At 71.3% G+C, this 26,568-nt stretch carries 16 protein-coding genes and 2 pseudogenes; 8 read left to right on the top strand and 10 right to left on the bottom strand.

All coding sequences use genetic code 11. The annotated features are described in order from the left end of the window. Positions 1–202: 202 nt before the first annotated feature. Positions 203–1,375, top strand: coding sequence for an AAA family ATPase (locus tag AB0D34_RS28005; RefSeq protein ID WP_362666377.1), 1,173 nt, complete (start codon positions 203–205; stop codon positions 1,373–1,375). 438 nt (positions 1,376–1,813) lie between these two features. On the opposite strand, the pseudogene AB0D34_RS28000 reads toward AB0D34_RS28005, so the two are convergent. Next, positions 1,814–2,354, bottom strand: a pseudogene (locus tag AB0D34_RS28000) (MFS transporter); the annotation flags it as partial. A 1-nt stretch (position 2,355) separates the two neighbouring features. Between AB0D34_RS28000 and AB0D34_RS27995 the strand changes: the two are divergent. From AB0D34_RS27995 to AB0D34_RS27985, 3 genes and pseudogenes are all read left to right on the top strand, one after another. Further along, a pseudogene (locus tag AB0D34_RS27995) lies at positions 2,356–3,101 on the top strand (FadR/GntR family transcriptional regulator). Continuing rightward, positions 3,098–4,234 (top strand): galactonate dehydratase, encoded by a 1,137-nt coding sequence (gene dgoD / locus AB0D34_RS27990; RefSeq protein WP_362666041.1) that lies wholly within the window; start codon positions 3,098–3,100, stop codon positions 4,232–4,234. The pseudogene AB0D34_RS27995 and the gene dgoD overlap by 4 nt, the downstream one beginning before the upstream one ends. Positions 4,235–5,021: 787 nt before the next feature. Further along, entirely contained in the window at positions 5,022–5,510 is a 489-nt protein-coding gene (locus AB0D34_RS27985; protein ID WP_362666039.1) for a GNAT family N-acetyltransferase, read from the top strand. A 66-nt stretch (positions 5,511–5,576) separates the two neighbouring features. Here the strand turns inward: AB0D34_RS27985 and AB0D34_RS27980 are convergent, their stop codons facing one another. Both AB0D34_RS27980 and AB0D34_RS27975 read right to left on the bottom strand, forming a co-directional pair. Continuing rightward, positions 5,577–9,425, bottom strand: coding sequence for a hypothetical protein (locus AB0D34_RS27980; protein ID WP_362666036.1), 3,849 nt, complete (start codon positions 9,423–9,425; stop codon positions 5,577–5,579). A gap of 166 nt (positions 9,426–9,591) precedes the next feature. Continuing rightward, the gene (locus AB0D34_RS27975) at positions 9,592–10,884 is read right to left on the bottom strand and encodes a hypothetical protein (protein WP_362666033.1); all 1,293 of its coding nucleotides are present in this window, start codon (positions 10,882–10,884) and stop codon (positions 9,592–9,594) included. A gap of 505 nt (positions 10,885–11,389) precedes the next feature. Here AB0D34_RS27975 and AB0D34_RS27970 point away from each other — a divergent pair. Further along, positions 11,390–13,546: a tetratricopeptide repeat protein gene (locus AB0D34_RS27970; protein ID WP_362666031.1), complete on the top strand. Its 2,157-nt coding sequence runs from the start codon at positions 11,390–11,392 to the stop codon at positions 13,544–13,546. Positions 13,547–13,555: 9 nt separating this feature from the next. Here AB0D34_RS27970 and AB0D34_RS27965 read toward each other — a convergent pair whose 3' ends face one another. From AB0D34_RS27965 to AB0D34_RS27935, 7 genes are all read right to left on the bottom strand, one after another. After that, positions 13,556–14,107, bottom strand: coding sequence for a hypothetical protein (locus tag AB0D34_RS27965; protein ID WP_362666029.1), 552 nt, complete (start codon positions 14,105–14,107; stop codon positions 13,556–13,558). After that, the gene (locus AB0D34_RS27960) at positions 14,104–16,587 is read right to left on the bottom strand and encodes a tetratricopeptide repeat protein (protein WP_362666026.1); all 2,484 of its coding nucleotides are present in this window, start codon (positions 16,585–16,587) and stop codon (positions 14,104–14,106) included. The genes AB0D34_RS27965 and AB0D34_RS27960 overlap by 4 nt, the downstream gene beginning before the upstream one ends. Next, positions 16,584–17,132, bottom strand: a complete 549-nt coding sequence (locus AB0D34_RS27955) for a hypothetical protein (RefSeq protein ID WP_362666023.1) — start codon at positions 17,130–17,132, stop codon at positions 16,584–16,586. The genes AB0D34_RS27960 and AB0D34_RS27955 overlap by 4 nt, the downstream gene beginning before the upstream one ends. After that, positions 17,125–18,792: a hypothetical protein gene (locus tag AB0D34_RS27950; protein ID WP_362666021.1), complete on the bottom strand. Its 1,668-nt coding sequence runs from the start codon at positions 18,790–18,792 to the stop codon at positions 17,125–17,127. The genes AB0D34_RS27955 and AB0D34_RS27950 overlap by 8 nt, the downstream gene beginning before the upstream one ends. Next, a complete protein-coding gene (locus tag AB0D34_RS27945) occupies positions 18,785–21,340 on the bottom strand; it encodes a hypothetical protein (RefSeq protein ID WP_362666019.1) in 2,556 nt (851 codons plus the stop codon). Before AB0D34_RS27945 ends, AB0D34_RS27950 begins: the two co-directional genes overlap by 8 nt. Positions 21,341–21,347: 7 nt before the next feature. Continuing rightward, positions 21,348–23,045: a hypothetical protein gene (locus AB0D34_RS27940; protein ID WP_362666017.1), complete on the bottom strand. Its 1,698-nt coding sequence runs from the start codon at positions 23,043–23,045 to the stop codon at positions 21,348–21,350. Positions 23,046–23,107: 62 nt separating this feature from the next. After that, the gene (locus AB0D34_RS27935; protein WP_362666014.1) at positions 23,108–23,515 is read right to left on the bottom strand and encodes a hypothetical protein; all 408 of its coding nucleotides are present in this window, start codon (positions 23,513–23,515) and stop codon (positions 23,108–23,110) included. A 123-nt stretch (positions 23,516–23,638) separates the two neighbouring features. On the opposite strand from AB0D34_RS27935, the gene AB0D34_RS27930 reads away from it, so the two are divergent. From AB0D34_RS27930 to AB0D34_RS27920, 3 genes are all read left to right on the top strand, one after another. Beyond that, entirely contained in the window at positions 23,639–24,541 is a 903-nt protein-coding gene (locus AB0D34_RS27930) for an aminoglycoside phosphotransferase family protein (protein ID WP_362666012.1), read from the top strand. A gap of 356 nt (positions 24,542–24,897) precedes the next feature. After that, positions 24,898–25,524, top strand: coding sequence for a sigma-70 family RNA polymerase sigma factor (locus AB0D34_RS27925; RefSeq protein WP_362666010.1), 627 nt, complete (start codon positions 24,898–24,900; stop codon positions 25,522–25,524). Continuing rightward, positions 25,521–26,192 (top strand): hypothetical protein, encoded by a 672-nt coding sequence (locus AB0D34_RS27920; protein ID WP_362666007.1) that lies wholly within the window; start codon positions 25,521–25,523, stop codon positions 26,190–26,192. Before AB0D34_RS27925 ends, AB0D34_RS27920 begins: the two co-directional genes overlap by 4 nt. Positions 26,193–26,568: the final 376 nt, after the last annotated feature.

Below are 26,568 nucleotides of genomic sequence, written 5' to 3'. Positions count from 1 at the left end.
ACCACACACCGCAGCGCACTGAGACGCGACACACAACAGCAGCAAGTGCCTGCTCCTGATCCTCGTGGGGGGCGTTCCGCGAGCGCGCCAAAATCTGTCGACAAGCACATGTGCGATGGAGAGAATCCGGGGCCATGGTCTCTGTCATCGAACCCGCGCTTCCGGAGCTCAGGGCACGTCGCCCCGATCTGGCGGCAAGCCGGTGAGAGGCGCTGGGTTCCCCGTGCTGTGGCTCTGCGGTCCGCCAGGAGTCGGTAAGACCACGGTTGCCTGGGAGGTGTACTCCCACCTCATACGGGCGGGGATCGAGAGCGGTTTCGTCGACATCGACCAGTTGGGGATCTGCTACCCCGAGCCTGCGGGGGATCCAGGGCGGCACCGTATGAAGGCACGCAATGTTGATGCGGTGGTGACCGGTTTCCGGGCGGCAGGCGCCCGGTGTCTCGTGGTTTCGGGTGTCGTCGATCCCGCCTGCGGAGTGCACGTCGACCAGATTCCGCAGGCCGCGGTGACGGTCTGCCGCCTGCGTGCCGACCGGGAGGTGCTTCGGCAGCGGTTCACCGGTCGCGGCGGTCCTGCCGAGTTGGTCGACGAGGTGCTGCGGGAGGCCGACGCCCTGGACGCGAGCACCTTCGCGGATGCCTGCGTCGACACCAGCGGATTGCTGGTGAACGAGGTGGTGCGGCATGTTGGGGAGCGAACCGGTGGATGGCCGGCCTCGGCTCTCGGCCGGTCAGCTGACGGGCCCGAACCGGCAGTGGTCAGCGCTGCGGGCAGGAGCTCAGCCTTGGCGCAGGCGGCGCCTTCCGCTGATCTTCCGGTTCTGTGGCTGTGCGGCGCCACCGGCGTCGGCAAGTCGACGGTCGGCTTCGAGGTCTACCGAAGAGTCCTGGGCGCTGGTGTAACCGCCGCGTATCTCGACCTCGACCAGCTCGGCTTCTACCGCTCGGTTCCGGACGATCCCGCCAACCACCGAGTCAAGGCCCGCAACCTGGCCGCGGTGTGGCGGACTTATCGTGAGGCCGGGGCCCAGTGTTTGATCATGTCCGGCCCGGTCGAGGACGAGGCCACGGTCACGGCGTACTCCGACGCGCTGCCTGCGGCCGAGCTCACGCTGTGCCGACTGCACGCCGGACGGCAGCACCTGACGGAACGCATCATGTCCCGTGGACAAGGCGGAAGTTGGGCCCAACCGGGCGACCCCTTGCGGGGGCAGTCCGTCACACGCCTGCTCCACGTCGCCGATCAGGCGGTGGCATCGGCCGCCAGTCTGGAAGATGCCGGGATGGGTGATCTGCGCATCGACACCGACGGATATACAGTCCAACAGGTAGCCGATGCGATCACTGCCGATGCCGTCTTGCCAGAGCTGTGAACCTGGTGATTTCGCCCTGGAGAACGCCCGGCATAGCCGCCGCCCCGCTGAGGGTTGCGGGCCATACCGTTGGTGACGCCCACGAGATCAGGGGACGACCGCCGGCCTGCTCGGAGCGCGTCCGTGGGCCCGCCACCCGCCGCCGTCGGGGTCGAGGAACCGGCGGTGGTCGATGCCCGGGCGCGCCGGCCACCGGCCCACGGCGCGCTTGCTGATCCGACTCCCTGGTCTGCGAGTTCGAGGGTGATCCGGCGGGCGGACCTTGCCCCGCGTCGTGCGTGTCGTACCGGTTGTTCCATCGGGACAGGCATGCCCGGGAAGGACCGGCGTCCCCGGTGGGGTTGTGCGCGGGACGGGTGAGTCAGGGCTCCACGAGCCTTCGGTGTCCCTCGATGTTCAAGGGAGGGTTCGCATCTGTCACCGGAGCACCTCGGTGCTGAGGGTGGTCGCAGCGAGGACGGGGCCGACGGCGGCGCCCACGTTGAGCGCCGCTGTCGCGTACGAGCCGGCCATGGTGGGGGGCTCCCGCGGCCTCGTAGGGGACCCGCGTGATCAGCGTGCTGCCCAGCGCGAACGACAGGGCGCCCTGAACGAACACGAGGATGAACAGGGCGACCGGCTCGTTGGCCAGCATCGCCAGGGCCGGCCAGCCAATGAGCAGCAACGGACCGCCGACTGCGATGACCGGACCGGGACGCCGGTCGGACAGCCGCCCGGCGAGGGTGACGCCCACGAAGGAACCGGCCCCGAAGAGCACAAGAGCGGCAGAGATCCACAACTTGCCCAGCCCCGCGCTGTCGGTCACCACGGGGGCGAGGAAGGTGAGGCTTCCGAACGTCGCCGTGTTCACCAGCGCACCGAGCATCATCACCAGGATCAGCTTTGGCCTGGTGAGCTGAGCGAGCTCGGCTCGCAAGGCTGGCCTGCCCGTGGCCTCATCCTCAGCACGTCCTGCTGGGATTCCCTTCAGGACGGAGAACGTGGTGACCCAACCCGGTAGGGGGCTGCACGGCCAGGCGGTGGAGGAGCTGGGCCGGCGCATCATCCGCGGCGACTACCCGCCGGGTTCCGTCGTGGACCCGGTCAAGTTCGAGACCGAACTCGGCGTCAGCAAGACCGTCGTGCGCGAGGCGATGCGTGTGCTGGCCGCCAAGGGTCTGCTGGAGTCGAAGCAGAAACGCGGTACGACCATCCGGCCCCGCGTCGACTGGAACCGGCTCGACAGCGACCTGCTGCGCCGGCAGGGCAGCAGCGCCCCCACCGACGGGTTCCTGGAGGACCTCGCCGAGGTCCGCGCGATCGTCGAACCCGCCGGAGCCCGGCTCGCCGCGGCCCGCCGCACGCCCGCCGACCTGGACGCGCTGCGGCAGGCGCTCGACGCGAGGGCGGCGGCCGGCACGGACGCGGAGGCGATGGTCGAGGCCGACCTGGCCTTCCACCGCGCCCTGCTGGAGGGGCACACAACGAACTGCTCAGCCGGATGGAGGTCGTCATCGAGGCCGGTCTGCGCGTGCGCGACCGGATCGTGCACGGCGCCCGGCACTTCTCCGACTCCATCCCCGTGCACCAGGAACTGCTCGACGCGGTCGAGGCGGGCGATCCGGACGCGGCGGCGGTCGCCGTGGACTCCCTGCTCGCCCGGGCGTCCCACGACCTGGCCGCCGTACAGGCCCGGCAAGACCGCGACGACATCGCGACCGCCCCGCTCCCCGAGGAAACTCCTTGAAGATAGCCGGACTTGAGACGTTCCTGGTGGCTCCGCGCTGGCTGTTCCTGCGCATCGCCTCCGACGAGGGAGTCACCGGATGGGGCGAGCCCGTGATCGAGGGCCGCGCCGAGACCGTACGCGCAGCCGTTCACGAACTGGCCGACTACCTTGTCGGCCGGGACCCGCTGCGCATCGAGGACCACTGGCAGGCGCTCACCAAGGGCGGGTTCTACCGCGGCGGGCCCATCCTCTCCAGCGCCGTCGCCCGCATTGACCAGGACCTGTGGGACATCGCCGGCAAGACCTACGGCGTCCCCGTGCACCGCCTCCTCGGCGGCCCCGTACGGGACCGCGTCCGGATGTATGCCTGGATCGGCGGGGACCGGCCCAGCGAGGTCGCGGAGCTGGCCGAGGAACAGATGAAGGCGGGTTTCACCGCCGTGAAGATGAACGGCTCGGCCGAACTCGCGCCGATCGACACCCCGGCCCGCACCGCCGAGGTCGTCGCCCGTGTTGCCGCCGTCCGTGAGGTGCTGGGAGACAAGCGGGACATCGCCGTCGACTTCCACGGCCGGGCCTCCACCGCCATGTCACGCCGACTGCTGCCCCAACTGGAGCCGCTGCACCCGCTGTTCGTCGAGGAACCCGTCGCACCGGAACATGAGGAAGTAGGCCGCCATGTAGCGGCCCTTGGGCAGCTCGATGCGCTGACCGAGCGCGACGATGTTGTTCTTGGTACCAGCGGCCGAGGACGGGAAGACGTAGGGAACGCCGTCCACCACGACCTGGCCTGCCGGGAGTCCCTCGCCGGGGAACGTGTAGCCGGAACCGTCGTAGTCACCGCCGCGCGCGGAGGCGGTGTCGATGCCGTCGTTGTCGTAGAGGCTGTCGAGCGGGACAGGAACAGGAGCGCCCGGCAGCCCACACGCCGCTCCGCTGTTCGACTTCCTGAGCAGCTTGGGCGTGGGTCGCGGAGGCGAATGAAACAGCGGCCGAGGCAGCAACTCCCGCCGTCACACCGAGGACATGACGTCTTGGATACGTACTCATGGCGGCTCCTGGTCATCGGATGTCTTGATGATTTGAGAGGCACAGAGGAGTGTCAAATTGGAGCGCATGCTTATGAGTTGCATCAGAGGTCGGATGGCTGAGCTGTTCGCCGTCGCAGCGTGAAGTGGCGGACGGGTTGTCCACGGCCGATCTGGTGGGGCCGGTGTGGCCGCAACGTCTGGGAGGCACCGCCGCGGGGGGCGGCGGACCCGGTGGCGACCCGGACATCGGGAAGCGAGGTGAACGCACAGGCCGGGGCGTCAGCCGCGTCGGCGGGCCACCGCCCGGACAACAACTGCCCGAACCTGCCCCCGTCCTGCACCGCGACCGGGTGCAGCCCACTTCCCCGGGACCGCGCGGTGGGCCCGCCCCGTCGATCCCCGTCACGGAGACCGGCGACGTGCCCGGCAGCCCCACATACGTCCGCTGCGGCACCCGGCGAACACCCGCTCCGCGGCGGCCCGCACATCTCGATCGGCAACGGCCATTCCTCCCGCCCGGAACGACGCGCTGATGCTCACCTGCGCGTTCGAGGTCGGCAGCCGGCCGCCGCACGGCCCCCCGGCCTGGGCCGAACTCCCCGCAGGCGCCGCGAGCGCGGCCAACGCCGGCGCACACAGCAGCACGGTCACCGCGACAGCGGCCAACACCAGCCCGTGCTGCGTGGCCCGCCCGACAACGACGGGAAGCCGCTGCCGGGCCGGGCGCGGCGCCTCAGGGCGTCGCCGCGGCGAAGACGTGAAGGCCGTTGCGATCACATGAACCCCCGCAGAATCGAACATGTGAGGGTACGGCGCGGCACAGTCCTACCGGCCGGCCGGCGGCACAAGAATTGCTGATCTCCGACCCGCCGTACGAAGGCACTCCCAGGTGCGAAATACTCACCCGATGAGTCCACGCACTTCCCCGATCAGCCAGCCCATCACGATACGGAGGGCAATCGCGCGGGATGCCAAACGGCTCACGCGGATCGTGCGTGGCTCATCCGCCTACGAGGGCAAGTACGCAGCCGCGGTCGCGGGCTACCGGGTCGGCCCTGATTACATCGAGGCCCACCGCGCCTTCGTGGCCGTCGGTGCCGACGAGCACGGAGGCCGGGTCCTCGGGTTCTACTCGCTCGTCCTCGCTCCGCCGGAGCTCGACCTGCTGTTCGTCGCCGACGACGTGCAAGGACGGGGTATCGGACGGCTCCTCGTCGCGCACATGCAGTCCGAGGCTCGTGCCGCCGGGATCGACCGTCTCAAAGTTGTGTCGCACGTTCCCGCCGAGGACTTCTATCACCGTGTCGGCGCGGTGCGGACCGGGACCGTGCTCGCGAACCCGCCCGCCGTGCCGTGGGACCGTCCTGAATTCGAGTTTTGCATTTCCTCGGGATGACGTGGTGCCACCGGGCGCTCCGCTGAGCTCATGCGCCTGTGGATCGGGCTCGCCGCGGCCGTGTCCTCAACCCTTGCCCGGGCACACGTCCCGGTACGACGCGTCCGGAATGTACGTGTGCCACTCGGCCACTGACAGCGTCCTGTTCGTGTGGGCGCAGATCCAGGTGGCGGCGTAAGCGGGGGTCACCGGGTAGCGCTGCACCGGCGCGTGGCGGCTGGTGGCGTAGAGCGAGGTGCCGTCCGTCGAAAAGGCGAGGGAGGCGATGGCGTCGCCCGGTGTGGTGAGGCCGCTGCCGAGGGGCTGCCGGTTCGCGGTGTCCCAGAGCTGGAGGGTTCCGGAGTCTCCCGCGACGGCGAGGGTGGCGCCGTCGGGGCTGAAGGCGAGCGCGGCCACGGCTTCCGGGGCACCGCCTCCGACGGGGTCCGGGAAGGTGTTGGGCAGGACGCCGAGCCGGTGGTCGAGACTGCCGTCCCACAGGGCGACCCGGCCGGAGGCGTCACCGACCGCCACCCGGGAGCCGTCCGCGCTGAACGCCACCGCCTCCGTCTCCTGCCCGAGCCCCAGGGTCCGGGACGTGCTGCGGCCGGAGGGCGGGGCCGCCACCCGGTCGCCGCCGACGAGCAGGCCGCCGTCGGGGCGCAGTGCGAGGGCCGTGGTGCTGAGGTCTCCGAGATGGGCGGGTCTGCGGTGGCCCGACGTGTCCCACACCTCGGCGTCCGTCGTGCCGTCGGGGGTGTCGCGGACGGCCACGACTCGGCGTCCGCCGGGGCCCAGGGCGAGTTCCTCGACGGCGGCGGACGGTGAGGAGGGGGCCCCGAGGTCCAGCGTCGTCCGTATGCGGGCGCGGCGGACGTCCCACAGCGTCAGCGGCTGTGCCGAGGTGCCGCGGCCCAGCGCGGAGAGGCCGTAGGCGAGGGTCGTGCCGTCCGTGCCGAACGCCATCAGCGGCTGGGTGTCCGCGGCCGTCACCGGCCCGGCGCCGTCGGCGGGCACGGGGAACGCGGCGGTGGGAAGGGTGTGCAGGGTATGGCCGGTGGCGGGGTCCAGGAGCCGGAAGACGTAGCCGTCGGGCCGCTGTTCGGCGGTGGCGAGCGTACGGCCGTCGGGGCTGAGCAGTGTGTCGGCCAGTGCCGTGTCCCGCCAGGCGGCGGTGACGGCCGGACCCAGGTCGAGGGTGTGGACCGTGCCCCCTTCCAGATAGCGCAGTGCGGATCCGTGCGGGTCCCAGGCGAGGTCGCCCCGTATGCGGCGGCCGTCGAGGGAGTGGCGGAAGACGGGGGTGTCGGGTGCGGACAGGCGCCAGACGGTGAGTTGTGCCGGGCCGGCGGCGGCGAGGAAGGTGCCGTCCGCGCTGAACGCGACGGACTCGGAGTCAGGGGCGTCGAGGGTGGCGGCCTCCCGGCCGGACGCGATGTCCCACACCCGCACGTCCGCGCCGGAGACCACCGCGAGCCGGTGTCCGCCGGAGTCGAACATGAGACGGGAGGTGTCGTCGCCGCAGCTGCCCGCCCCCGGGTTGTTCGTCCAATCGCCGGACAGCGTACGGTCATTGGCCGTGTCGTGGATCTGGACGGCGCCGCGGGTGGGGCAGACGGCGACCAGGCGGCCGTCCGCCGTGGTGGCCACGTTCGTCTCGGCTCCCGCCGACGCCCGGAACAGTGGCCGGCCGTCCGCGAGGGCGCGCAGCTCGACGCGCGGTTCGTCGACGGAAGTGAGCAGATAGGCGTCGGCAGCGGCGTCGAAGGTGGCGATCTCCGCACCCGCGTCCATCTCCGCCCCCGCGTCCATCTCCGCCCCCGCGTCCATCTCCGCCCCGGCGTCACTCTCCACACCCGCGTCACTCTCCACACCCGCGTCACTCTCCGCACCCGCGTCATTCGCCGCGGTTCCGGTCCACCGGCCGGTGGCCAGGTTCCACAGCCGTACGCCCTGGTCGTCGTCGAGGGCCAGGACCTTCCCGTCGCGGCTCGCCGCCTCGATGCTCAGGCTGCCGACGGGCAGCCGACCGGAGGCGATCGCCCGGTGGGTGACGGTGTTCCAGGTGTGCCAGGTGCGGCCGCTGACGCTCAGCAGGACCCGTCCCGAGCGGACGAGGAACCGTTGGGCACTGCCGCCCCCGGGCCCGGGATCCGTGAACGCGTCGCGCTCGGGCTGGGTCGGTGCGGCGAGCAGTGCCGCCCGGCTCTCGGGGAGCGCGGCGATCCGCCAGGCGGCCAGACCCAGCAGCATGGCGGTGCGGGGATCGGTGGTGCGCATGCTGTCGGCCACCTCGGCGACCCGCTGGGCGGCCGCGGCCCGCTCCTGCTGCAGCTCGGTGTCGTGCTGCTGCCAGGCGACCAGCCCGATCACCAGCGCGACCGCGAGCAGCGCGGCGGCGGCGGTGACCAGCCGCCGGGTTCTTCGCCGGGTACGGCTCACCGCGTGCCGCTCTTCGTCGCGGGACCGCACGGCAGCGGTCAGGAACGCGCGTTCGGGAGCGGTGAGGGCCTGACGCCATCCGGTTCCCGGCGTCCCGAACAGCTCCACCGCCCGCTCCAGCCGCACCCCGCGGTACAGAGCCCCTCCGTCACGTCCCAGGTCCAGCCATGCCCGAACGTCCTCGCCGAGGCGCCGATGGGCGATCAGCCGCCCCCGGTTCTCGTCGATCCACCGGCCGAGCCGCGGCCAGCCGCTGATGAGCGCCTCATGGGCGAGTTCGACCGTGTCGCCGTCGAGGGCGAGCAGCCGGGCGGCGGCCAGCCGCTCGACGACGGCCGGGAGTTCGGGGTCGCCCCAGTCGTCCAGTTCCGCGCGCGTGACCGAGCGCCGGGTGTCGGGTACCCCCTCGCCGGGCGTGATCAACCGCAGCAGCAGTCTCTGCGCGATGTCCGCCTGGCCGGGTGACAGCGCTCCGTACGCGTTTTCCGCGGTCGCGGCGATCGCGCCCTGGACACCGCCGGCCGCCTCGTACGCGGCGAGGGTGAGGATACGGCCGCGCCGGCGCCGCCAGGTCTCCAGCAGGGCGTGCGAGAGCATGGGCAGCGCGCCGGGCCGGCCGACGACTTCCTCGACGATCCGGGCGGTCAGCTCACGTTCGACGACGAGCCCTGCGACGGTGGCGGGCCCGGTGACCGCCTCCCGCAGTTCGGTCGCGGACATCGGCCCGATCAGCAGCCCGCAGTGGCGCAGCACGTCGGCGAGCCCGGGGTGGTCGGCGCACTGCCCGTAGAAGTCGGCCCGCATGGCGATCACCACGTGCAGCCGGGAGTCCGGCTCCGTGGCCGCCAGCAGCAGGTCGATGAACCGGGTGCGCTCGGCGCGGTCCCGGCAGATCGTGAAGACCTCCTCGAACTGGTCGACGATCAGCCAGCTGTCGGGGTCGCCGTCCCCGGGCGTCAGCAGGTGGCCGTAGGTGGCGGCGGGCGTCTCACCCGGTGTGAGGATCCGTACGACCGCGGGGCGCCCGCGCTCCCCGGCGGCCTCCTGGACGGCGGGGATCAGGCCCGCCCGCAGCAGCGACGACTTGCCGCTGCCGGACCCGCCGAACACGGCGGCGAACCGGCGCTCGCACACGAGGCCGAGCAGCTCGGTGACGAGCCGCTCGCGCCCGAAGAAGAGCTTGCGGTCGTCGGGTTCGAAGCGGGCGAGGCCGCGGTACGGCGAGGTGGCGTCACCGTGGGGTTCGGTGGGGGACGCTTCCCGCGTCTCTGCGGCCTCCTCGGCAGCCGCGCTGCGGCGCGGTTCCCACACCTCCGGGTCGCCGTCGCACGCCTCCACGTAGGCGCGGACCACAGCGGCCGAGGGCAGCCGCTCACCCGCGGCGGCGCGGGAGAGCGCGGACACCGACAGGCCCGTGCGCTGGGCCATCGCGCGGTATGAGGGACTGCCCGCCTTTTGCCGCAGCAGGCGCAGTTCATGGGCGAACAGCTGCACCGGACCGGCGCCTGGATCGACCGGACGTTCTGGACGACCCAATGGAACTCCCGGGAAATCCCCTTAAAAACAATCTTGGTCACGAACTATGACCGACCGAGCGAGGAGACGACAATGCCCGGCCCGGTGACGTTGGTCACCGGGCCGGGCACCGAACCGCGGGGGCTTACGCGTGCTCGTACACCGAGATGTGGCTCTTCCAGTTGAAGACCGTGTCCGGGATGTAGGTGCCGCCGGGCGGGGTGATCAGGAACTGGTCGTCCTTGTTGCCCGGGTTCGCGGCGTAGGTGAGTCCGTCGCAGGAGACCGCCCACCGCTGCTGGTGGGTGCCGTCCTCGGACAGGCACTTGCCGTTGGAGGACATGAGCTCGTCGCCGTCGGCGTACCACCACTGGCGGGAGTCGTTGTAGTTGCAGGGCTTGAGGGCGACGTTGTAGCTGGTGTTGGTCAGGCAGTTGCTGCCCTGGCCGATCAGGTAGCCGATGGCGCCGTCACGGTTGATGTGCGGGGTCTCGGCGACGGTCCAGTTGTAGTACGGCCGGTTGTAGCTGCCGGAGTACAGGTCGTCGTGCACGTCGCTGCCGGAGGCGTGGGAGGGGACGCGGAACTGCACTCCGCCGGCGATCGGCTGGCCGCGCTTCTCGGCGATGACCGGCTCGATCGAACCGCCGCCGTTGTAGGCGACCGGGAAGGCGCCCCAGTTGTGGATCATGATGTAGTTCAGCGCGTTCTTGATGCTGCCGACCATGCCCGGGCCCGCGCTGCCGATGCGGGCGCCGACGGACTTCAGGGCCTGCCCGGCGCTCTGCAGGGTGGCCCGGACGCCCTTGCCGACGTAGGACTCGTCCAGCTTGTCGAGTCCGGAGAAGGTCAGCATGGAGACGGTCGCGTCGAAGAAGGCACCGCCGACGCTCTTCCAGTTGAGGTAGCCGTCGGTCAGGTACTGGAAGGCCAGCGCGCCGACGAACCCGCCGACGAAGGACGCGAACCGCACGCCCCACTTGCAGCCGACCGGACCGGTGAGCGAACAGATCAGCGTGGAGCCGAGGATGGTGATGACCGCGTCCGCGGCGATCTCCACCGCCCGCGCCGACAGGTACGACCACTTGGCCTGTGCCACGTTGTGCAGCTTGCCCTTGCAGTCGATGACGGCCTCGTTCTTCTTGGCGGCGAGGACCGTCACCTGGTGCGGGGTGAGCGCGTACGAGGTGGCGGAGACCGTGGCCGTGGAGGAGCCGGAGTCGTAGGCCGCGCTCTGGATGACGGGCCCGTTCGCCACCGGTCGTGCCTGTGCGCGGTAGGCGGCCTCGACCGCGTCGACCGTCCCCTCGCAGAGCTGCGTGACCGAGGTGGACGTCTTCCGGGCCGCGTCGGACAGGCGGCTGCCGAAGGAGGCGTCGAGGAGGGTGGCGGCCAGAGCGGTGACGAGCACCGTGATGATCAGTGTGCGTATCGGCACCCGTTGAAGCGGACGCCCGGTGAACCAGGTCAGCACGAATAAGCTCCTTATGTTTGCTTTGTCCGGATCGGGGGCGAGGCGGTGTGTGCGGGTGCCGCGCGGGGAACCGTCACTGCCGGGGCCGGCGCACTGGGGACGCCGGATCGCCGGGTGGGGACGGAACACTCCTGATCCTGAGGCGCCCGATGTTGGTGCTCAATCCCCCTTCCGGGGCGGCAACAACTCGGTGACCTGGTCGAATGTCGAGCGTCACGGGTCCGATCCGCAGCACGGTCGCCAAACCGGCGGGCGGTGTCCGAGGGCGGAGCTGCCGGTTTCCTGCGGCATCGGCGGACGCAGCCGGCACCGTCCGGCGGTGGCATGTTCGTCGGCCGACGTGACCGTCGGACTGCCGATCCCCGTCGAGGGGTATGTCTGGGAAGGCCCGTCCACGCCCGTCCTGAGCCGCTGGAGTTGAGCCTCACCGGGAGCGGACCGAGCCACCGGCACCGTGGGAGGGGGACCAATGGCGCGCGGCGACAGGGCGGGTCCGCACCCGCCCGGTGTGGAGAACCGGCTCGACGGACGGGCAGGCGCCGTAGTACAGACGGGAGTGATCCGCGGCGACGTGCACATCCATGCCGAGCGCACCGTGGCTCCGGTACCCCGACAGCTCCCCATGGGGACGGGGAACTTCACCGGCCGGACAGCGGAGTCGGCATGGCTCGACGCCGTCGTGGCGGACGCTTCCGCACTGCCCGCCCTGGCCGTGCTGTCGGGCACCGCGGGCGTGGGCAAGACGGCGCTCGTCGTCGACTGGGCCCACCGGGTGGTCGACGCGTTCCCCGACGGACAGCTGTACGTCGATCTGCGCGGATACGGTCCTGAAGAACCGGTGTCGGCCCACGCGGCGTTGGCCGGGTTCCTCCGGGCGCTGGACGAGACGGGATCCGAGAGCGAGACGACGCTCGAGGACCGTGCGGCGCGCTACCGGACCGCCGTCAGCGGTCGCCGACTGCTGATCGTGCTGGACAACGCGGCGTCCGAGGAGCAGGTGCGCCCCCTGCTGCCGGGGGCGTCCGCCTCGGTCGTGGTCGTCACCGGCCGCCGGCCTCTGACGGGTCTGGCGGTGCAGTACGCGGCGAAACTCCTCTCCGTGGGCCGGCTGCCGGCCCACGACGCGCTCGAGTTGCTGGAGAAGAGCCTGGGCGAGCGGGTCTCCCGGGAGCGCCGGGCCGCGGAGTCACTGGCGCGCCGCTGCACTGGCCTTCCCCTGGCCCTGCGGATCGCGGCGGAGCACGCCGCCGACCGGCCGACGCTCCCCCTGACCGCGCTCGCCGCGGAACTCGACGACGAACGGACCCGGCTGGACGTGCTCGATTCCGGCGACGACCCACGCTCCGCCGTGCGGACGGTCTTCTCCTGGTCCTATCACCGGCTGGGGGACGAGGCCGGTGGCCTCTTCCGCGCGCTGGGACTCCATCCCGGGTACGGCGTCGACGTGTACGCGGCGGCGGCCCTTATGGGCATCGGCACAGACACCGGCCACGGTGCGGGCACCGGCCACCGCACGGCCGTAGCCCTGCTCATGCGGCTGACGCGGGCCCAGCTGATCGCGGAGTCCGCCTGCGGCCGTTTCGACATCCATGACCTGCTGCGCGTCTACGCCCGTGAACTCGGCGAGGCCCTCGACGACGACACCGCCCGGCAGGCCGCGCTGTGCCGCCTGTTCGACTACTACCTGCACACCGCCGACCGGGCCGACCGCGTCCTGAACAGACATCGGTACCGAATGCCACTCGACGGCGTGCCCTCACCGGGGCCCCGGATCGACGACTACGGCGACGCGTTGAACTGGCTCGACGAGGAGCGGCCCAACCTGGTGGCCCTGTGCCGCCTGGACCGACCGGAGCTGGACGCACGGCGCTGGCAGCTGGCCTATGTTCTGCGCGGCTACTTCTTCCTGACGAAGCGCTGGGACGACTGGATCGAGACGCACTCGCTCGCCCTGGCCGCCTGCCGGCGTTCCGAAGACCGGGGCGCGGAGGCCACCACCCACAACAACCTCGGACGAGCGATGCTGGAGAGGGGCCGGCACGACGAGGCGGCCGAGCACTACGCGTGCGCCCTGCGGCTGTACGAGGAAGTGGGGGACCGGCACGGACTCAGCGACATGCTGGCCAACCGGGCCGTCATGCTGCGGGGGCAGGGGAAGTACGCGGAAGCCCTGCGGGACAACCACCGGGCGCTGGACTTCTACCGGCAGGAGGCGGCAGCCCGGAAGATTGCCATCACCTTGCGGGCCATCGCGCTCAACGAGTTGGGACTGGGCCGCTTCGCCGACGCCGTACGCCATGTCGAGGAGGCACTGGACGGCTTCCTCGATCTGGACCTCCACCAGGAGGCGGCCAAGGGCTTCAGCACTCTGGGTCTCATCCTGCACCGGGCGGGCGAGGACGACCGGGCTCGGGAGGCATACCTACGGGCACTCGACGTCGCCCGACGCTGCGGCAGCACCTACGAGGAGGCCCGGGCACTGCACCGGCTCGGTGCCGTGGCCGCCGCCCGCCACGACACCGAGGCGGCACGCAGTCACTGGACGCAGTCCCTGGCCCTGTACCAAGGGCTCGGCACGGCGAAGGCCGACAGGGTCGCGGCGGACCTGGCGACGCTGGACCAGTAGGGGGACGGGTCACTCGTCGGATTCATCGGATTCGTCGCCGTCCTCGATCCGTCCGTGGATCCACCGGTGCAGCGCCTCGGCGATCCGCACGGCGTCGGGGTCGACGGCTCCCGGGGACATCGCGAGTTCGACCAGTCCGTCATGGGCATCGTCGATCAGCACCTGTGCCGCTTCCAGCTGTCCGTCCAACTGATCCGCGGCGGCGAGCGCGTGCGCGAGCAGACAGGTCGCCAGCAGCGCCCGCGGGTGATCGGGCCCATGGCTCGCCGTCTCCTCCTCCTGCAGCGCTACGGCCCGTTCGAGCGCCTCCGCCAGCAGGTCGACGTGATCCCCCTCCAGCCTGACCCCCTCCGGGCCGGTTCCCGGCGGTAGTTCGCTCGGCACCGGTCGGTCCGCCGCTGTCGCGTCCTGGCCGGCGGAGTGGGACAGCCCATGTCCCAGCACGTTCAGCAGCGTCGCCACGGTGCCGGGATGTTCGGCGCCCTGCACATCGAGCCGTCGTGCGTAGACGGCCACAAAGGGGTTCCCGCTCCCGGCGACACCGTTCTGTTCCGATGTCACGACAGACCTTCCTCCGCGATGATCGTGTTCTCCCAGGCGTCGAGGGTGTCCGGGTGGTGTTCCCCCAGAACCGCTCGCCGCCCCTCCCACACCGTGCGGAAGGCGTCACGCGCCTCGTCCTTCTCACCCAGCGCCAGAAGGTTCTTCCCGAGGGTGTTCATGATGTCGAGCGCGCCCAGTGCCTCCCAGGACTCCGGCCCCTTGGCCTTCGCGGCGCGCCGCCACAGGACGTGGGCCCCACGGGCGTACCGGACGGCGGTCAGCCGCATCCGCCGGCGTGCCGCGTCGGTGTCGCCGCACCTTCCGACGGCGATGACCAGGTTCCCCAGGACCCGCAGCGTGTCGAGGTCTGTCGGTCCCGTCCCGTCCCGCAGCGCCCGGTAGGCCTCGGTGTGCAGCAGGCGCGACGCCTCGTGCTCGCCGAGGGCGCCGAGGGTGTTCGCCAGGTTGTCCTGAGCGGTGAGGGTCTCCCGTGCCGCGGGCCCGAGCAGGTCTCGCATCCGGGACACGACGTCCTCCTGGAGACTGCGCGCCGCCGAGAACTGCCCGTACCGGAAGTGGGCCGACGCGAGATGGAGCCGTACGACGAGCCGGGTGTACTCGTCGCACTCCGGTGCTTCCTCGCAGGCCTCGGCCAGCGGGGCGTAGAGCCGCAACGAGGCTTCCCCGTCGCCCAGTTGCTCGTACGCCCGACCGGCCTCGTCGAGCAGATACGTCTCGTCGGAGCCGATACCCCACTGGTCCGAGCCCGCCAGCAGTCCCGTCACCGCTCGTACGTGCGGCAGACTGCGCGCGACCGCACGGTGGGTGAACGAGTGCCGCGTGGCACTGAGGGCCTGCGTCAGCGCCACCACGGCCGCGTCGCGAAGCTTTCGCCGTGTCGGCGGTGGATTCAGCACCCGGGTCGCGCGGGCGACCAACGGGTGCACCGTGCAGGCACGGGAGTCCGGTGTGGCGTCCGGACCGGCCGTCCGTTCCGGCGATTCCGTCAGTTCTGCCAGTCCGTGGCGCACCGCGTGTGCGAGGCCGTCGGCCACGCTCGCCGGTCCGCCGGAGGTGCCGGCCCCGGCGATGATCTCGTCGAGCAGCGGGAGCGGCACCGGTTCGGCCGCCAGGACACCGGCGGCGGACAGCACGTCGCGGCCCGCGTCGGTGAGTCCCCGGAAACTGCGCAGCATGGTCGCCGCGAACGGCCGCGCGTACCCGGCGGGGAGTTCCGCCCTCAGGTACTGGACGAGCTCAAGAAGGTCGTCCTCCGGATCCGGCGTCGCGAGCTGTCGGTACAGCTCGGCGTATCCCTCGAAGTCGTCCCGCGTCGTCAGCCCCGCCGCCAGCGTCAGGCCGAGGGGGTGCCCGTGCAGGAGTTCGGTCAGGAGCCTCGCGGCCCTCGTCTCCGCACGTGCCGCCGGCGGACGGTGACCGGTCAGCAGGGACAGTCCGTCGCGCGGATCGAGGCCGCCGAGCACGATCTCCGCCGACACTTCCTTGAAGAACCGTCCGCGGGTGGTCAGCAGCGTCCTGCCGTCCCCGGTCGGCGCGCACAACTCGGGGAGCAGTTCCTCGTCGAAGCCGGAGGGGATGTCGTCCACGATCCACAGATACGGCTGAGCGAGCTTCTTCAACCTGGATCGCAGCGCCCCGGGCAGACGGTCCGCCCCCAGTTCGTCGGCGCTCAGCCCGAGCTTGAGCCCGATGGCACGAAGCCCTTCCGTGAACTGGGCGCGCACCGCGTCCGGCGAGGCCCGAACGCGCCGGTCGCTGCCGGAGAGCCGGACGAGGAACACACCGCCAGGGTGGTCCAGGGCGAACAGCCGGGCGTACTGAGCGCACAGGGCGGTCTTGCCCTGCCCGCCCACACCGCTGACCGACACCACGGGATGGCCCATGTTCCGGGCCTTTTCCTTTGCCCGCAGCCCCTCGTGGATCTCCCACAGTTCGGCGTGCCGGCCGTGGAAGTGCCGGCTGCCCGGCAGGTGTTCGGGGAACCAGTCGGGGGACGGCGGCAGGGGAGCGTCGCCGAAGGTGCGGTCGTCCTCGGCCGCCAGCGCGCGCACCCGCTCGGCGATGCCGACGGCCAGTTCCCGGGCGCTCCTGCCCTGGAGCGGAGTGCGGTACCGGCTGACTTCACTGGGCCGGATGTCGTCCGGCCGGACCCCGGACGTCACGGCCATGACCCGGTCCGTACGCCCCAGCCGGAAGGCGCAGTCCAGCGCGAGGTGCACTTCCTGCCGGCAGTGCGGGCTGCGCGGAAAACCCGGACTGACCAACGGGAGCAGCGTGCGCGAGGAGAGGAGCGCGGCCCGGATCTCGGCGGCCATCTCGTCCCAGTCGTCCATGCTCGGTTGGTCCTGGAAGACGTTGAGACCGACCTCGGTCAGCGCCTGGTGAAGCTCGTCGGCCAAGTGCTTGGAGTCGTCCCACGCGTAACAGATGAAGACGTCGTACGGCGGTTCGCCGGCGCCCGGCGACGAGATGCTCATGGCGCGGGCCGGGGCGGGTCGGTGAACCGGATCGAGCCGCCGACCGACAGGGACAACACCTCGGCGGCGGTCGCGACCGCGGTGGCGAACTCGGCGTAGTCGCCGGGGTGGACGTCATGGGCCAGGTGGTCCGGCAGCGGGCTCGCGTCGTGCCGTTCGAGGACGAAGTACAGCCCGGTCGACGCGCTCTCGCTGATCGATTGGACGGAGAGTACGCCGGTGAGGACGCGGGCCACCCAGGCGGTGCTGCGGGGGAGTCCGAGGGCGTCCACCAGCGCGGCCGCCGTCACGGCGTGGAGCAGTCCGCGCCGGTTCTCGGCCCCGGACGTGTCGATCCACCAGTTCTGGCCGTGGATCTCGAAGTAGCCCGGGGGTCTGGTGCGTTCGTCGTCCCACGACAGGGCGCAGACCTGCGTGGCGGCGTCGATGAACTCGTCCGGGTCGAGTCCGCTGACGGTTCGCCCGACCGCTTCCAGCTCGGCGCGCCGCAGCAGCTGCGCGTCGACGTCCGCACCCTTGAGGATCGGGTCGAGCGGATCAGACATGGCCGCTCCCCGCGTCGAAGCTGACGAACGATTCGGTGGCGAGCAGATGGCCGATCACCGCGGTGGCGGCGGCACGCACCGGTGTGAACGGTGCGAGGTCGCTACTCAGCCGGGGACCGAGCCGCCTGCCCAGGTACTCGACCATGAGCGCCACGGTGACGTCCTCGGCCAGCACCAGCCACCAGGCGGTGCCCGCGGTGAACAGGAGTGCGGCGCGGCGGCGGCCGGAATCCTCGACGGTGATCGTGAGGGCGTTGACCTGTCTGTCGTCCCTGACCCAGGCCGGGACGTACCGGTCGGGCTCCACGTCGGCCAGTACGAACAGCGGGCCGAAGGCGCCGAGCGGTTCCACCCAGCGCCGCGTCCAAGCGGTGTCGAGCAGACAGCTCGCGCTCACACAGGCGGCGAGGAGGCCGCGACCACCCCAGCGCTCGGCCAGTTCGGGCAGCGCGTCGGGCTCCGGCACGAGCGCGTGTCCGACGACCCTGTCCGGACCTGTGCCGTCTTCTGTGCCGTCCTCTGTGTCGTCTTCTGTGTGGCCGACGACAGCGCGTACGGCGACCAGCGGCTCGCCCGAGGGGTCCGGCAGGGTGTCGTCCGGCCACCGGTAGAGAGCCGCGAGCCGTCGGACCGGTCGGGCGTCCACGATCAGCGCCGGCCGGTCGCCGTGGACGGGCCGCCGCGCGAGTACGTCCACCAGGTCGGCCGGCGCCCGTTTCAGCAGCAGCGCTCGGTGCCGGTCACCCGCGGAGAGGTCGTGCCGTACTTGTTGGAGCACCGAACTGGCCACGGCGGCGTCGTCCTGCCGTTGCTCGTCGCTCATCGGGACGCGCAACCCGATGTCGCCGTGGACCGCCTCGACCGAGCTGACCAGCGCCTCAGAGCTCTCCCGATGGCCGTTCAGGTCCAGCGTGCGGGCCCCCGTCGCGCCGATCAGGGACCGGAGATGTTCGTACGCCGCTTCTTCCCAGGCGTCCCACGCGGCATCGTGGACGCTTGCCGTCGACTCGTACAGGTCGCCGTCGGGCCCGTCGGTGGCGAGCGCGGCCGGGCCGAAGCGCTCGGCAAGCATGCGATCGGCGGCCTCGGCCGCAGCGGCGAGCGCGGCCGGGCCCTGGCGGACGAACCATCTCCAGCGGCTGTCGGGCCGGTCCGCGTCGGGTACGTCGGCAAGGCGGAACGCGTCGAGACCAACCTCGTCGACGGTGTCGAGCACCGGGGTCTGCATGCACAGCCGCGCCAGGGCGCTCACCGCCAGTTGCTGGCGACCGGGCCCCGGAATCTGCCGGACCAGACGCGTGGCCGTGTCGTACAGCCCCACATAGTCCGGATACGCGGCCAGCACGCCGTCCAGCACGCCGTGCCGGGCGGCGGCGAGGCGCACGCTTGCGAACGTGGCCAGCGATTCGTGGGTGGTGCGGCAGGCGTCCAGCAGATGGACGAAGGCATGTCCCGTGGCTGCGGGGAGGCGTGCGTAGACGTGTAGCGCGCTGCCCCAGGCGGTGACGTCGTTCAGCGTCGCGTGATGCACCTCGTGCAGGTAGACCACGTGGTCGGTGGACTGCTCGACACCCTGGAGCCGCAGGGTGTAGGCGTGCGGGGTGTAGCGGCCGGTGCTGCCCAGCCCCTCGAAGCACAGCCGGGCCAGATGGTCAGTCATCGTGGTCCGCCTTCCGACGGTGGAGGTGGGCGCGGACACGGTCACGCGGCTCGTCGTAGTGCCCCGGCCGACGAACGGACAGAGCATCGTAGATCGAGAGCGACTCGTCCCACAGTTGTCTCGCTTCCGCCCCTTTTCGCTCGTTCTCGGTGAGGAGGAGACCGAGATTGAACAGCGTGCCCGCCAACTGTGATCGGTAGGCATCCGGCCGGGCTGCTTCCAACGCGCGGCGCAGGGCGAGGGTTTCGCGACCGAGCCGTTCAGCTTTTCGGGGGTCGCCCGTCAGATGGGTGACGATCGACAGGTTGTCCAGGACATCCGCGTACAGCGACCGGAATCGCGTCGGCCGTTGCGCGTGCAGGGGCTCGACGAGTCGGCGGGCCTCGGTCGCGGCCGCGAGGGCCGCCGGCATCGCGCGGGCCCGGCGGAGCCGGATCGACTGGTTGTGCAGGGCCGTTGCCAGCGCCGCGTCGTGCCGGTCCCCGCCCGGCAGCGCGCGATACAGGGTGACGGCCGTCTCACCGACCGCGACAGCCTCCTCCCTGGACGACGGATCGAGATCGAGCGCCAGCGCCAACGCGGCGTGCGCCTCGGCCAGTTCGGCGTCGACCGATCCCGCGGTCCCGAAATCCGCGTGTGCGGACTTGCTGACCGTCAGCGCGCTCAGGGCTTCTACGGCCGAACGAGCCGCTTCCACTGCGTCCGAGGGGCGCTCCCCGAGGTAGGTCAGCCGCACCGAGAGCCGACGGGCCAGCCGGGCGGTGGTGAAGTCGCCCGCGTCGGCGTCCCGTGCGCCGAGGGCGCGCTCGGTCGCGTCCACGGCGAACCTGGCGAGGGTGTCGCTGCGCAGTGGCAACGCATCGACCACGGCGGGCAGTTCGCCCTGAGGGGTGCGGTCCAGGGCGCCGGACAGGGCCGAGACCAGGAGCTCGGGTTGAGGTACGGAGGGCAGCACCGTCAACGCCAGGGGCAGCAGTCGGCCCGGGGCCGCGGCGAGGAAGTCCTCGACGGGACCACTGATCCGCGGATGACGCTCCAGACACCGGCCCAGGCTCCGCAGCGCCCGCCGTGCCTGCTCGTCGGAGACACCGTCCAGGACGTCCGCGAGCCGGTGGTCGGAGTCAAGGAACTCCGCCACGAACTCCTGAGCCAACTGCTCCGGCTGCAGCGGATTCAGCGGAGCCGGCCCCGGCAGCACCGTACGCAGGAGGTCGCGGCAGGAGTCGACGGCATGCACCGGCCCGCCCCGGAACGCCCGCAGGGAGGCCAGCAGGCCATCCGCCTCCGGCTCGGAGTCCGCACCGAACAGCGTCACCGCCGCCATGACCTCCGCCAGGACGCGATCGCTCGACACCGGCAGCCCGAACGCTGTCCCAGCCCTGCGCCAGTACGCCCGCTCCAACCCCAGAATCCGGCGCAGAGGCCGGTCCAACGGCGTGTCGGGGGACAGGACATGGGTGAGGGCGGCGGCCTGCAGTTCGAGCAGGGTGGATGTCTCCGGCCGATCGGAGGGGAGGGGCGGGAGGGGCAGTCCGAGATACCGGGCGAACGCGCCGCAGGCTGTGGCGAAGTCCTCCTCGGCCGGCCGCAGCGGTGCCAGCGACAGCGGCACGATGCTGTCCACGAGGTCCGCGACCGCGTCGTCGGCGTCGTTGCGCAGGTCGTCCAGCCAGTCACCGCCGGAGCGCGCCAACAGCAGCAGCCGCGCTGGGGCTTCGGGCGCGGCGGCGAGCGAGCGCAGCGCCGCGCGGACCTGTGCCGGACGCGCCTCGGCATCGTCGAGGACGACCAGGCAGGGACTGCCGATCTCGCCCAGCCGATCGAGACTCTCCGCCGGAGCGGTCACCGACAGCAGCCCGCCGGGTCGGCCCGACCCGCGTACCTGTGCGGCCAGGCGGAGCCCGAGCCGGGTCTTGCCCGCGCCCAGGGCACCCACGACCAGCTTGACCGGGGGCCCGGCCGACGCCGAGCACCACTCGGCCAGGAGGTCGAGTTCGCCGCGGTGCCGGAACGGGAGAACCTGGTGCTCGGCGCGGAGCAGGGCAGGCCCGCCGACGCTCTTGGGCGGGGCCGGGTCCATGAGGGTCACCAGGACGAGTTCGGGTACCAGCCGCTCCACCTCACCGATCAGCCGCAGCAGATCGGTGTCGACGGTACGCGGACGCATTCGCAGGGCGATTCTCCGCGTCAGGGCCGCGATGTCGGCGGGCAGCTCGGCCGTCCTGGGCATCTCAGCCCCGTCCAGCAGCACGGGCAGCACCTGCTTGCCCTGCGCCAGCGCGCGGGCGATTTCCCTTCGGACCCAGTCGCCGGGCTCCCGCAGCAGATGCAGGTCCTCGCCCACCCACGGCCGGTCGATGAGGGCGATCAGCAGGTCGCACTCGTCGACTCGGCGATCGATCTCGGTCGGGAAGTGGACGGCCGGCAGATTGGACCGACCGGCCTGGAACACGTTCTGCGGGCCGAACCGGCGGGAGAGTTCACGATCGACCAGCATCGGCGCGTACGACCGCTCGATGTTGCGGTAACTGAGGAAGATTCCCGGCATGATCCCGTCAGTTCCCGTGGTCCACCAGGGCGCGCAGATCGACGTACGACTCGGTCCGCAGCAGGTCGTGCAGGACCAGTCGGAGGGCGGGCACCGCGCCCGTCCAGTCGGCGCCCGTCATCCGCAGATCGATGCCCGGCAGATCCGCCAACTGCCCGGTCAGCAACTGGATGCCGACGTCATCGGCCACCGCGAGCCACGCCCCGGTCTGCCCGGTCACCTTGAAGGCCACCGCCCGTCGCGCACCGGTCGGGTTGGCCCCGAGATCCAGGTAGATGCCGTGCACGGTCCGGCCCCCGGTGAACTCATCGGCCAGGGACGCCACGGGGACGTCGATCAGCCAGATCAGGGGTGCCGCGTCCTGGAGGACGGGCAGCCACCGTGCGCGCCACTGCTCGTCGGAGAGACAGCTCGCGGCCACGCAGCACGTCACATCCGCGCCGCCGTCCCAGGCGGCGGTGAGCTCCGCGACATCCACAGGATCGGTGAGCCGGACGTGCCAGACGGCGTCGGTGTCGCGGTCGGTGCCGTCGTCGGCGAGGGTACGGATGGCGAGTACCGGCCCGTCGAGACCGGCGAGGCGCGCGCGGTCGTCCTCCGGAAAGGCATAGCCGGCCAGCAGCCGGGTCGGCAGGCGCGCCCCGAGCACGACGTTCGGACGCCCGGCTACCCGGGTGGTGGCGTCCACGACCCGCACCACCTCTTCCGGATCGACGTCCTGCCTGAACGTGATCAGACGCGCAGGCCGCGGTTCCGTCGTCAGCCACAGTCGGGCCTGGCGCAGCACCTGGGCGACCATGCGCCTGTCCGGCGGGTCCGGATCAAGTTCGACAGCCAGCCGTAGCCCGGGAACGGTCACGGCGACGCGTGCCACCAACTCGGCCACGGAGGGCAGATGTTCGTGACTGCCGAGCACCGTTGCTCCCGCCTCGGTCAGCCGGTCCGCGAGCCCGGCGAACACGGTGTCCTCCCACCGGGCCCATGCCGCGTCGAAGCGGTCGTCGAGCGCGGTCGCCCCGGCACCGGGCAGGTCGGCGGACAGGGGCTGCGGCCCGAACTCGGCCACCACCGCTTCGTCGGCAGCCGCCACCACGTCGGCGGGCAGCCCGACCGGGTCCCGGTACAGGGTGCGAAGACGCCCGTCCGGCACGTCGATCTCGCGCAGCTCGCCCGGTGTCAACGCCCGCGGCCACGCCGCGGCCATCTGTCCGATCACCGGCGTCTGCATACAGGCCCGCGCCAGGGCCGTCGCCGCGAGGGAGCGCCGGTGTTCTCCCGGAATGGCGGCGAGGTAGCGGTCGAGCCGATCCACCAGACCCACGTAGTCAGGGTACGAGGCGAGCGCCACCTCGGGTGTACCGGTGCTCGCCGCGACCACGCTGCAACTCATGTACGTCGCGAACGACTCGTGCGTGGCGCGGCACAGCTCCAGCAACTGGTTGAACAACTGCGCCCATTGAGGCACCCGCGAGGTGAGGACGAGAGCGGCACCCCACGCGGTGGTGTCGGTCAACAGCACGTGCTGTGCTTCGTGTTGATGGACCAGTCGCTCGGAGTCGTCGCCCCGGCCGCGCAGATGGAGGTCGAAGCCACCCGGCAGATACGCCCCACGACTGCCCCCGTGGAGCGGACCGAGGAACAACCTCGCCAGGTGTCCCGCTGCCTGACCGTCCGCTGCCGGATGCTCCGATCGCCGCTGCTCCACGACCCGCCCCTTTGTGCCCGTGTCCCCGTCAACAGTGCGTGCCTCGTGGCCTGTTGTGGCGATCAGCCGAAGTGCAGATCACCGGTGATGGTGTGGGCCTGGATCACCGGGCCTCGCACCTTGGCGCCGGTGATGACGTTGTGCACGGAGCCCGGCTGCTCGGTCGCGTCGGCCACCAGTGCCCGCAACTCCTCGGCCAGCGCCGGTTCCTGTTGCAGCAGCACGAGCAACCGCTCCCGCCAGTCGGAGGTGAGCGCGACCAGGCGGGGATCGTCGTCGCGGCCGCCGCTCGACGCGACAATGATCCGCGCCTCGTCGAGCGCGGCACTGACCGACTCCGTGCTGTCCGGCGCCCCACGGCCGAAGAGCGCCAACACCCGCTCCCTGACGGTCGTCCAGGCGTCCTGAGCCATCAACTGCACGACCGTAGTGGCCCCCGACGCGGCCAGCGCGGCCAACTCCGCATCCATACGGCCCCCTTCGCCACTCGCACGCTCCGTGACCAACAGAGTACGTGGCAACGCGACACACGGCTGTGCGTTTCGTCAACCGGTAGGGGACCCTCGCTGGCTGTCTCGGTACTGTGACGTCGCATGACCGACATCGAGATCGCGATCACGGCTGACCTGGTCCGCGACCTGCTGCGGGAGCAGCATCCAGATCTTGCAGGGCTGGCCATCCGGGAGGTGGCGGGCGGCTGGGGCAACCAGATGTGGCGCCTGGGGGACGAGTTGGCCGTGCGCATGCAGCGCATGGACCCCACCCCTGAGCTCCAGCTGAAGGAGCGGCGGTGGCTACCCGTACTGGCCCCGCGCCTGCCGCTGCCGGTCCCGACCCCGGTGCGGTTCGGTGAACCGTCCGAGCGCTTTCCCAAGCACTGGACCGTGATGACGTGGGTTCCCGGCGAGCCGCTGGACCACGGCTCGATCAGCCGTGGCGCCCACGCGGCCGACACGCTGGCGGGCTTCCTGCGGGCGCTCCATGTGGAAGCGCCCGCCGAGGCGCCGATCGCCACGGACCGCGGTGCCCACCCCAGGAACTGTACGGACGGCTTCGAGAACTTCCTGCAGGCCGTTGCCTGCGCCGACGTCGCCGCCGACGTCCGGGCCGTCTGGGACGACGCCGCTGCGGCCCCTGGGTGGGAGGGCCCTCCGGTGTGGGTGCACGGCGACCTCCATCCCGCGAACGTCGTCGTCTCGGACGGAACGCTCTCGGGCATCGTCGACTTCGGTGACATGTTCGCCGGCGATCCGGCATGGGACCTGGCCGCCGCATGGGTGCTGCTGCCCGCAGGCACAGCCTCACGGTTCTTCGATCTGTACGCGTACGCCGACGAGGCGACCATCCGGCGTGCCCGCGGACTGGCCGCCATGAAGAGCCTCTTCCTGATGCTCATGGGGCAGAACGGAGAGCGGGGAATTCCCGGTGGCAAGCCCCACTGGGGGCCTGCGGGCCGGGCGGCACTCGATCGTGTACTGAGAGACAGTGCGAGGTGACGCGTGTGGGGCGGCGCGATCGCGGGGCTGATGCGGGCGTGCGCGAGGTGTCGGGGTGAGGTGTGATGCAGAACACGCTGAGTGTGCGCAGGGGTGTTCGGCGCGCACTTCGGGTGGGTTACGCCTGGCCAGAGGGCTACAGAGGGTGACTAGCGACGCTTGTTGAAGGTTGCACAGCACCGGTGTGCGGGCCTGTCGGGCGTCTTTTTCAAACGGGCGTGAGTGTTCCGGCGGGCAAGTCACTTAGCTAGGTCACAGGCCCAACGGCCTTTCGGCGCGAGCGAGTTGGCGCCGGGTCCCTGATTGCCTCGATGGAGAGGATCTTTGCTCATGTCCCCTGCCGACAGGAGCCGGTCGTGAGGTACGACGACGCCCCGGAGGGCGCCTCGCCGGCGGAACACAGTGCCGCCGGGCTCTCGCAGTCCATGTTCGTCCCCCTGGACCTGGAAGTGGACTTCGAGGCCTTCTACCTCGGGCACCACGAGGTCTTCCACGCGTACGCGGAAGTCCACTTCGGTAACCGGGAGACCGCGGAGGAGGTCATCCACGAGGTCTTCCTGGAGATCCACGCCGGCTGGTCGCAGCTGCTGAGCGCGGGCAACCTCGAACAGGGCGCGTGGGCGATCGTGCGGCGGATCGTCCACAACCGCCTCGATGCGGAGGGGCGCGGTCCGGCGTTCGTCATCAACGGCCCCATCGCCCAGGCCCTGGACACGGCGCTGGTCACGGCCCGCGACAAACTCCAGAAGATGGAGTCCACCAGCGGCCTGTACGAGGCGATCGCCGAACTCCCGGACCGCCAGTTCGAGGTGATCGTGCTGCGCTACGTCCTCGGCTACCCGACCGCCAAGGTCGCCTGGTACATCGGCATCGACGACCGCACCGTCGGCCACCACCTGCGCCGCGCCAAGGAACGCCTGCGCCTCAAACTCGGTCTGCCCGAGACCCCGAAGAAGCCCAAGCACAAGGGAGTGGGAGCGTGAGCACCACCGTCAACGATCTCCTGGAAGGCGTCCGTCTGCCGGTCGCCCCGCGAAGCGGCGCCGACGTCGCCGCGGGCCTGCGCCGGCTGGCCGCCGACGCCTCCCGGCGCACCCCCACCACCGAGGTGACCCGTGCCGCCCAGGCCGGACAGCGCCTCGCGGTGGTGTGCCGGTGGGTCCTCAACGAACCCGACGCCGCCGCCCATGTCGCGAAGATCGCCGAAGGCCCGGACCGCGGACCACTGACCGAGGAGGAACTCGACGTCGACGGCGCCCTCGTCTACGCCTGCCTGCTCTCCCTGACCGGGCACCCCGAGTCCGCGCAGTTCTGGTGGCAGCTTGCCGCCGGTGCCGGCAGCCGCGCCGCCGCCTACTGCCTTCACCTGCACCACCTGTGCCTGGGCGAATCACGGCGGGCACGGCACTGGTTCCACCAACTCACCCACTCCATGGCCGACACCGCCCCGCCGGACGCCGCCTTCCTGGACGGCCTGGAGATCTTCGCCCGTTACGTGCGCGCCAACGGCTCCGGTGCCCACGCGCCCACCGCCCGCCTGGAGAGCGAGGTCGACCGGCTCGCCGCCCGCACCCCCCACTCCTCCGTGATTGTCGCCCGGCCCGACCGGCAACTCGTGGCCCGGCTCCAGGAGTTCACCGAAGCCCGCTGACCCGAAGCCCTGCACGACACAGAGAGGGGGAGTCCTTGACCGGCCACCGGTTCCGAGGCCCCGGCCGGACGGACTCCCCATCGGACGCCATCCAGAAGGGACGTCTGCCATGGACCCTAGCCTCCCCACGCCCCGTACGGGCCGGGAACGGCTGATCGCCGCCTGTAAGTGGATCGCGCGACGGCGTGCCACCGCCCTCGCACACCTGCTGCGGGGCGCCTGCTACGGCGCCGGCACCGGAGCGGTCGGCCTCATCTTCATGTGGATGGAACACCAACTCTGAGCGATACGGCCCTTGTTTCCGCCGAGGGGAGGTCACCGCAGTCCGGTCGAAGCCGTCCGTCGGCCCGCGCTGACCGCGCCCGACGAGGAAGAC

This window comes from Streptomyces sp. NPDC048420, assembly GCF_040651535.1.
Lineage (GTDB): Bacteria > Actinomycetota > Actinomycetes > Streptomycetales > Streptomycetaceae > Streptomyces.
This window is presented reverse-complemented; position numbering and strand designations above follow the sequence as displayed.

What these genes read in the sequence shown, in the direction of transcription:
- AB0D34_RS27950 (WP_362666021.1), bottom strand. Translation starts at nt 18,792, where the DNA reads ATGACTGACCATCTGGCCCGGCTGTGCTTCGAGGGGCTGGGCAGCACC.
- AB0D34_RS27985 (WP_362666039.1), top strand. Translation starts at nt 5,022, where the DNA reads ATGAGTCCACGCACTTCCCCGATCAGCCAGCCCATCACGATACGGAGG.
- AB0D34_RS27970 (WP_362666031.1), top strand. Translation starts at nt 11,390, where the DNA reads ATGGCGCGCGGCGACAGGGCGGGTCCGCACCCGCCCGGTGTGGAGAAC.
- AB0D34_RS27930 (WP_362666012.1), top strand. Translation starts at nt 23,639, where the DNA reads ATGACCGACATCGAGATCGCGATCACGGCTGACCTGGTCCGCGACCTG.
- AB0D34_RS27945 (WP_362666019.1), bottom strand. Translation starts at nt 21,340, where the DNA reads ATGCCGGGAATCTTCCTCAGTTACCGCAACATCGAGCGGTCGTACGCG.
- AB0D34_RS27960 (WP_362666026.1), bottom strand. Translation starts at nt 16,587, where the DNA reads ATGAGCATCTCGTCGCCGGGCGCCGGCGAACCGCCGTACGACGTCTTC.
- AB0D34_RS27955 (WP_362666023.1), bottom strand. Translation starts at nt 17,132, where the DNA reads ATGTCTGATCCGCTCGACCCGATCCTCAAGGGTGCGGACGTCGACGCG.
- AB0D34_RS27935 (WP_362666014.1), bottom strand. Translation starts at nt 23,515, where the DNA reads ATGGATGCGGAGTTGGCCGCGCTGGCCGCGTCGGGGGCCACTACGGTC.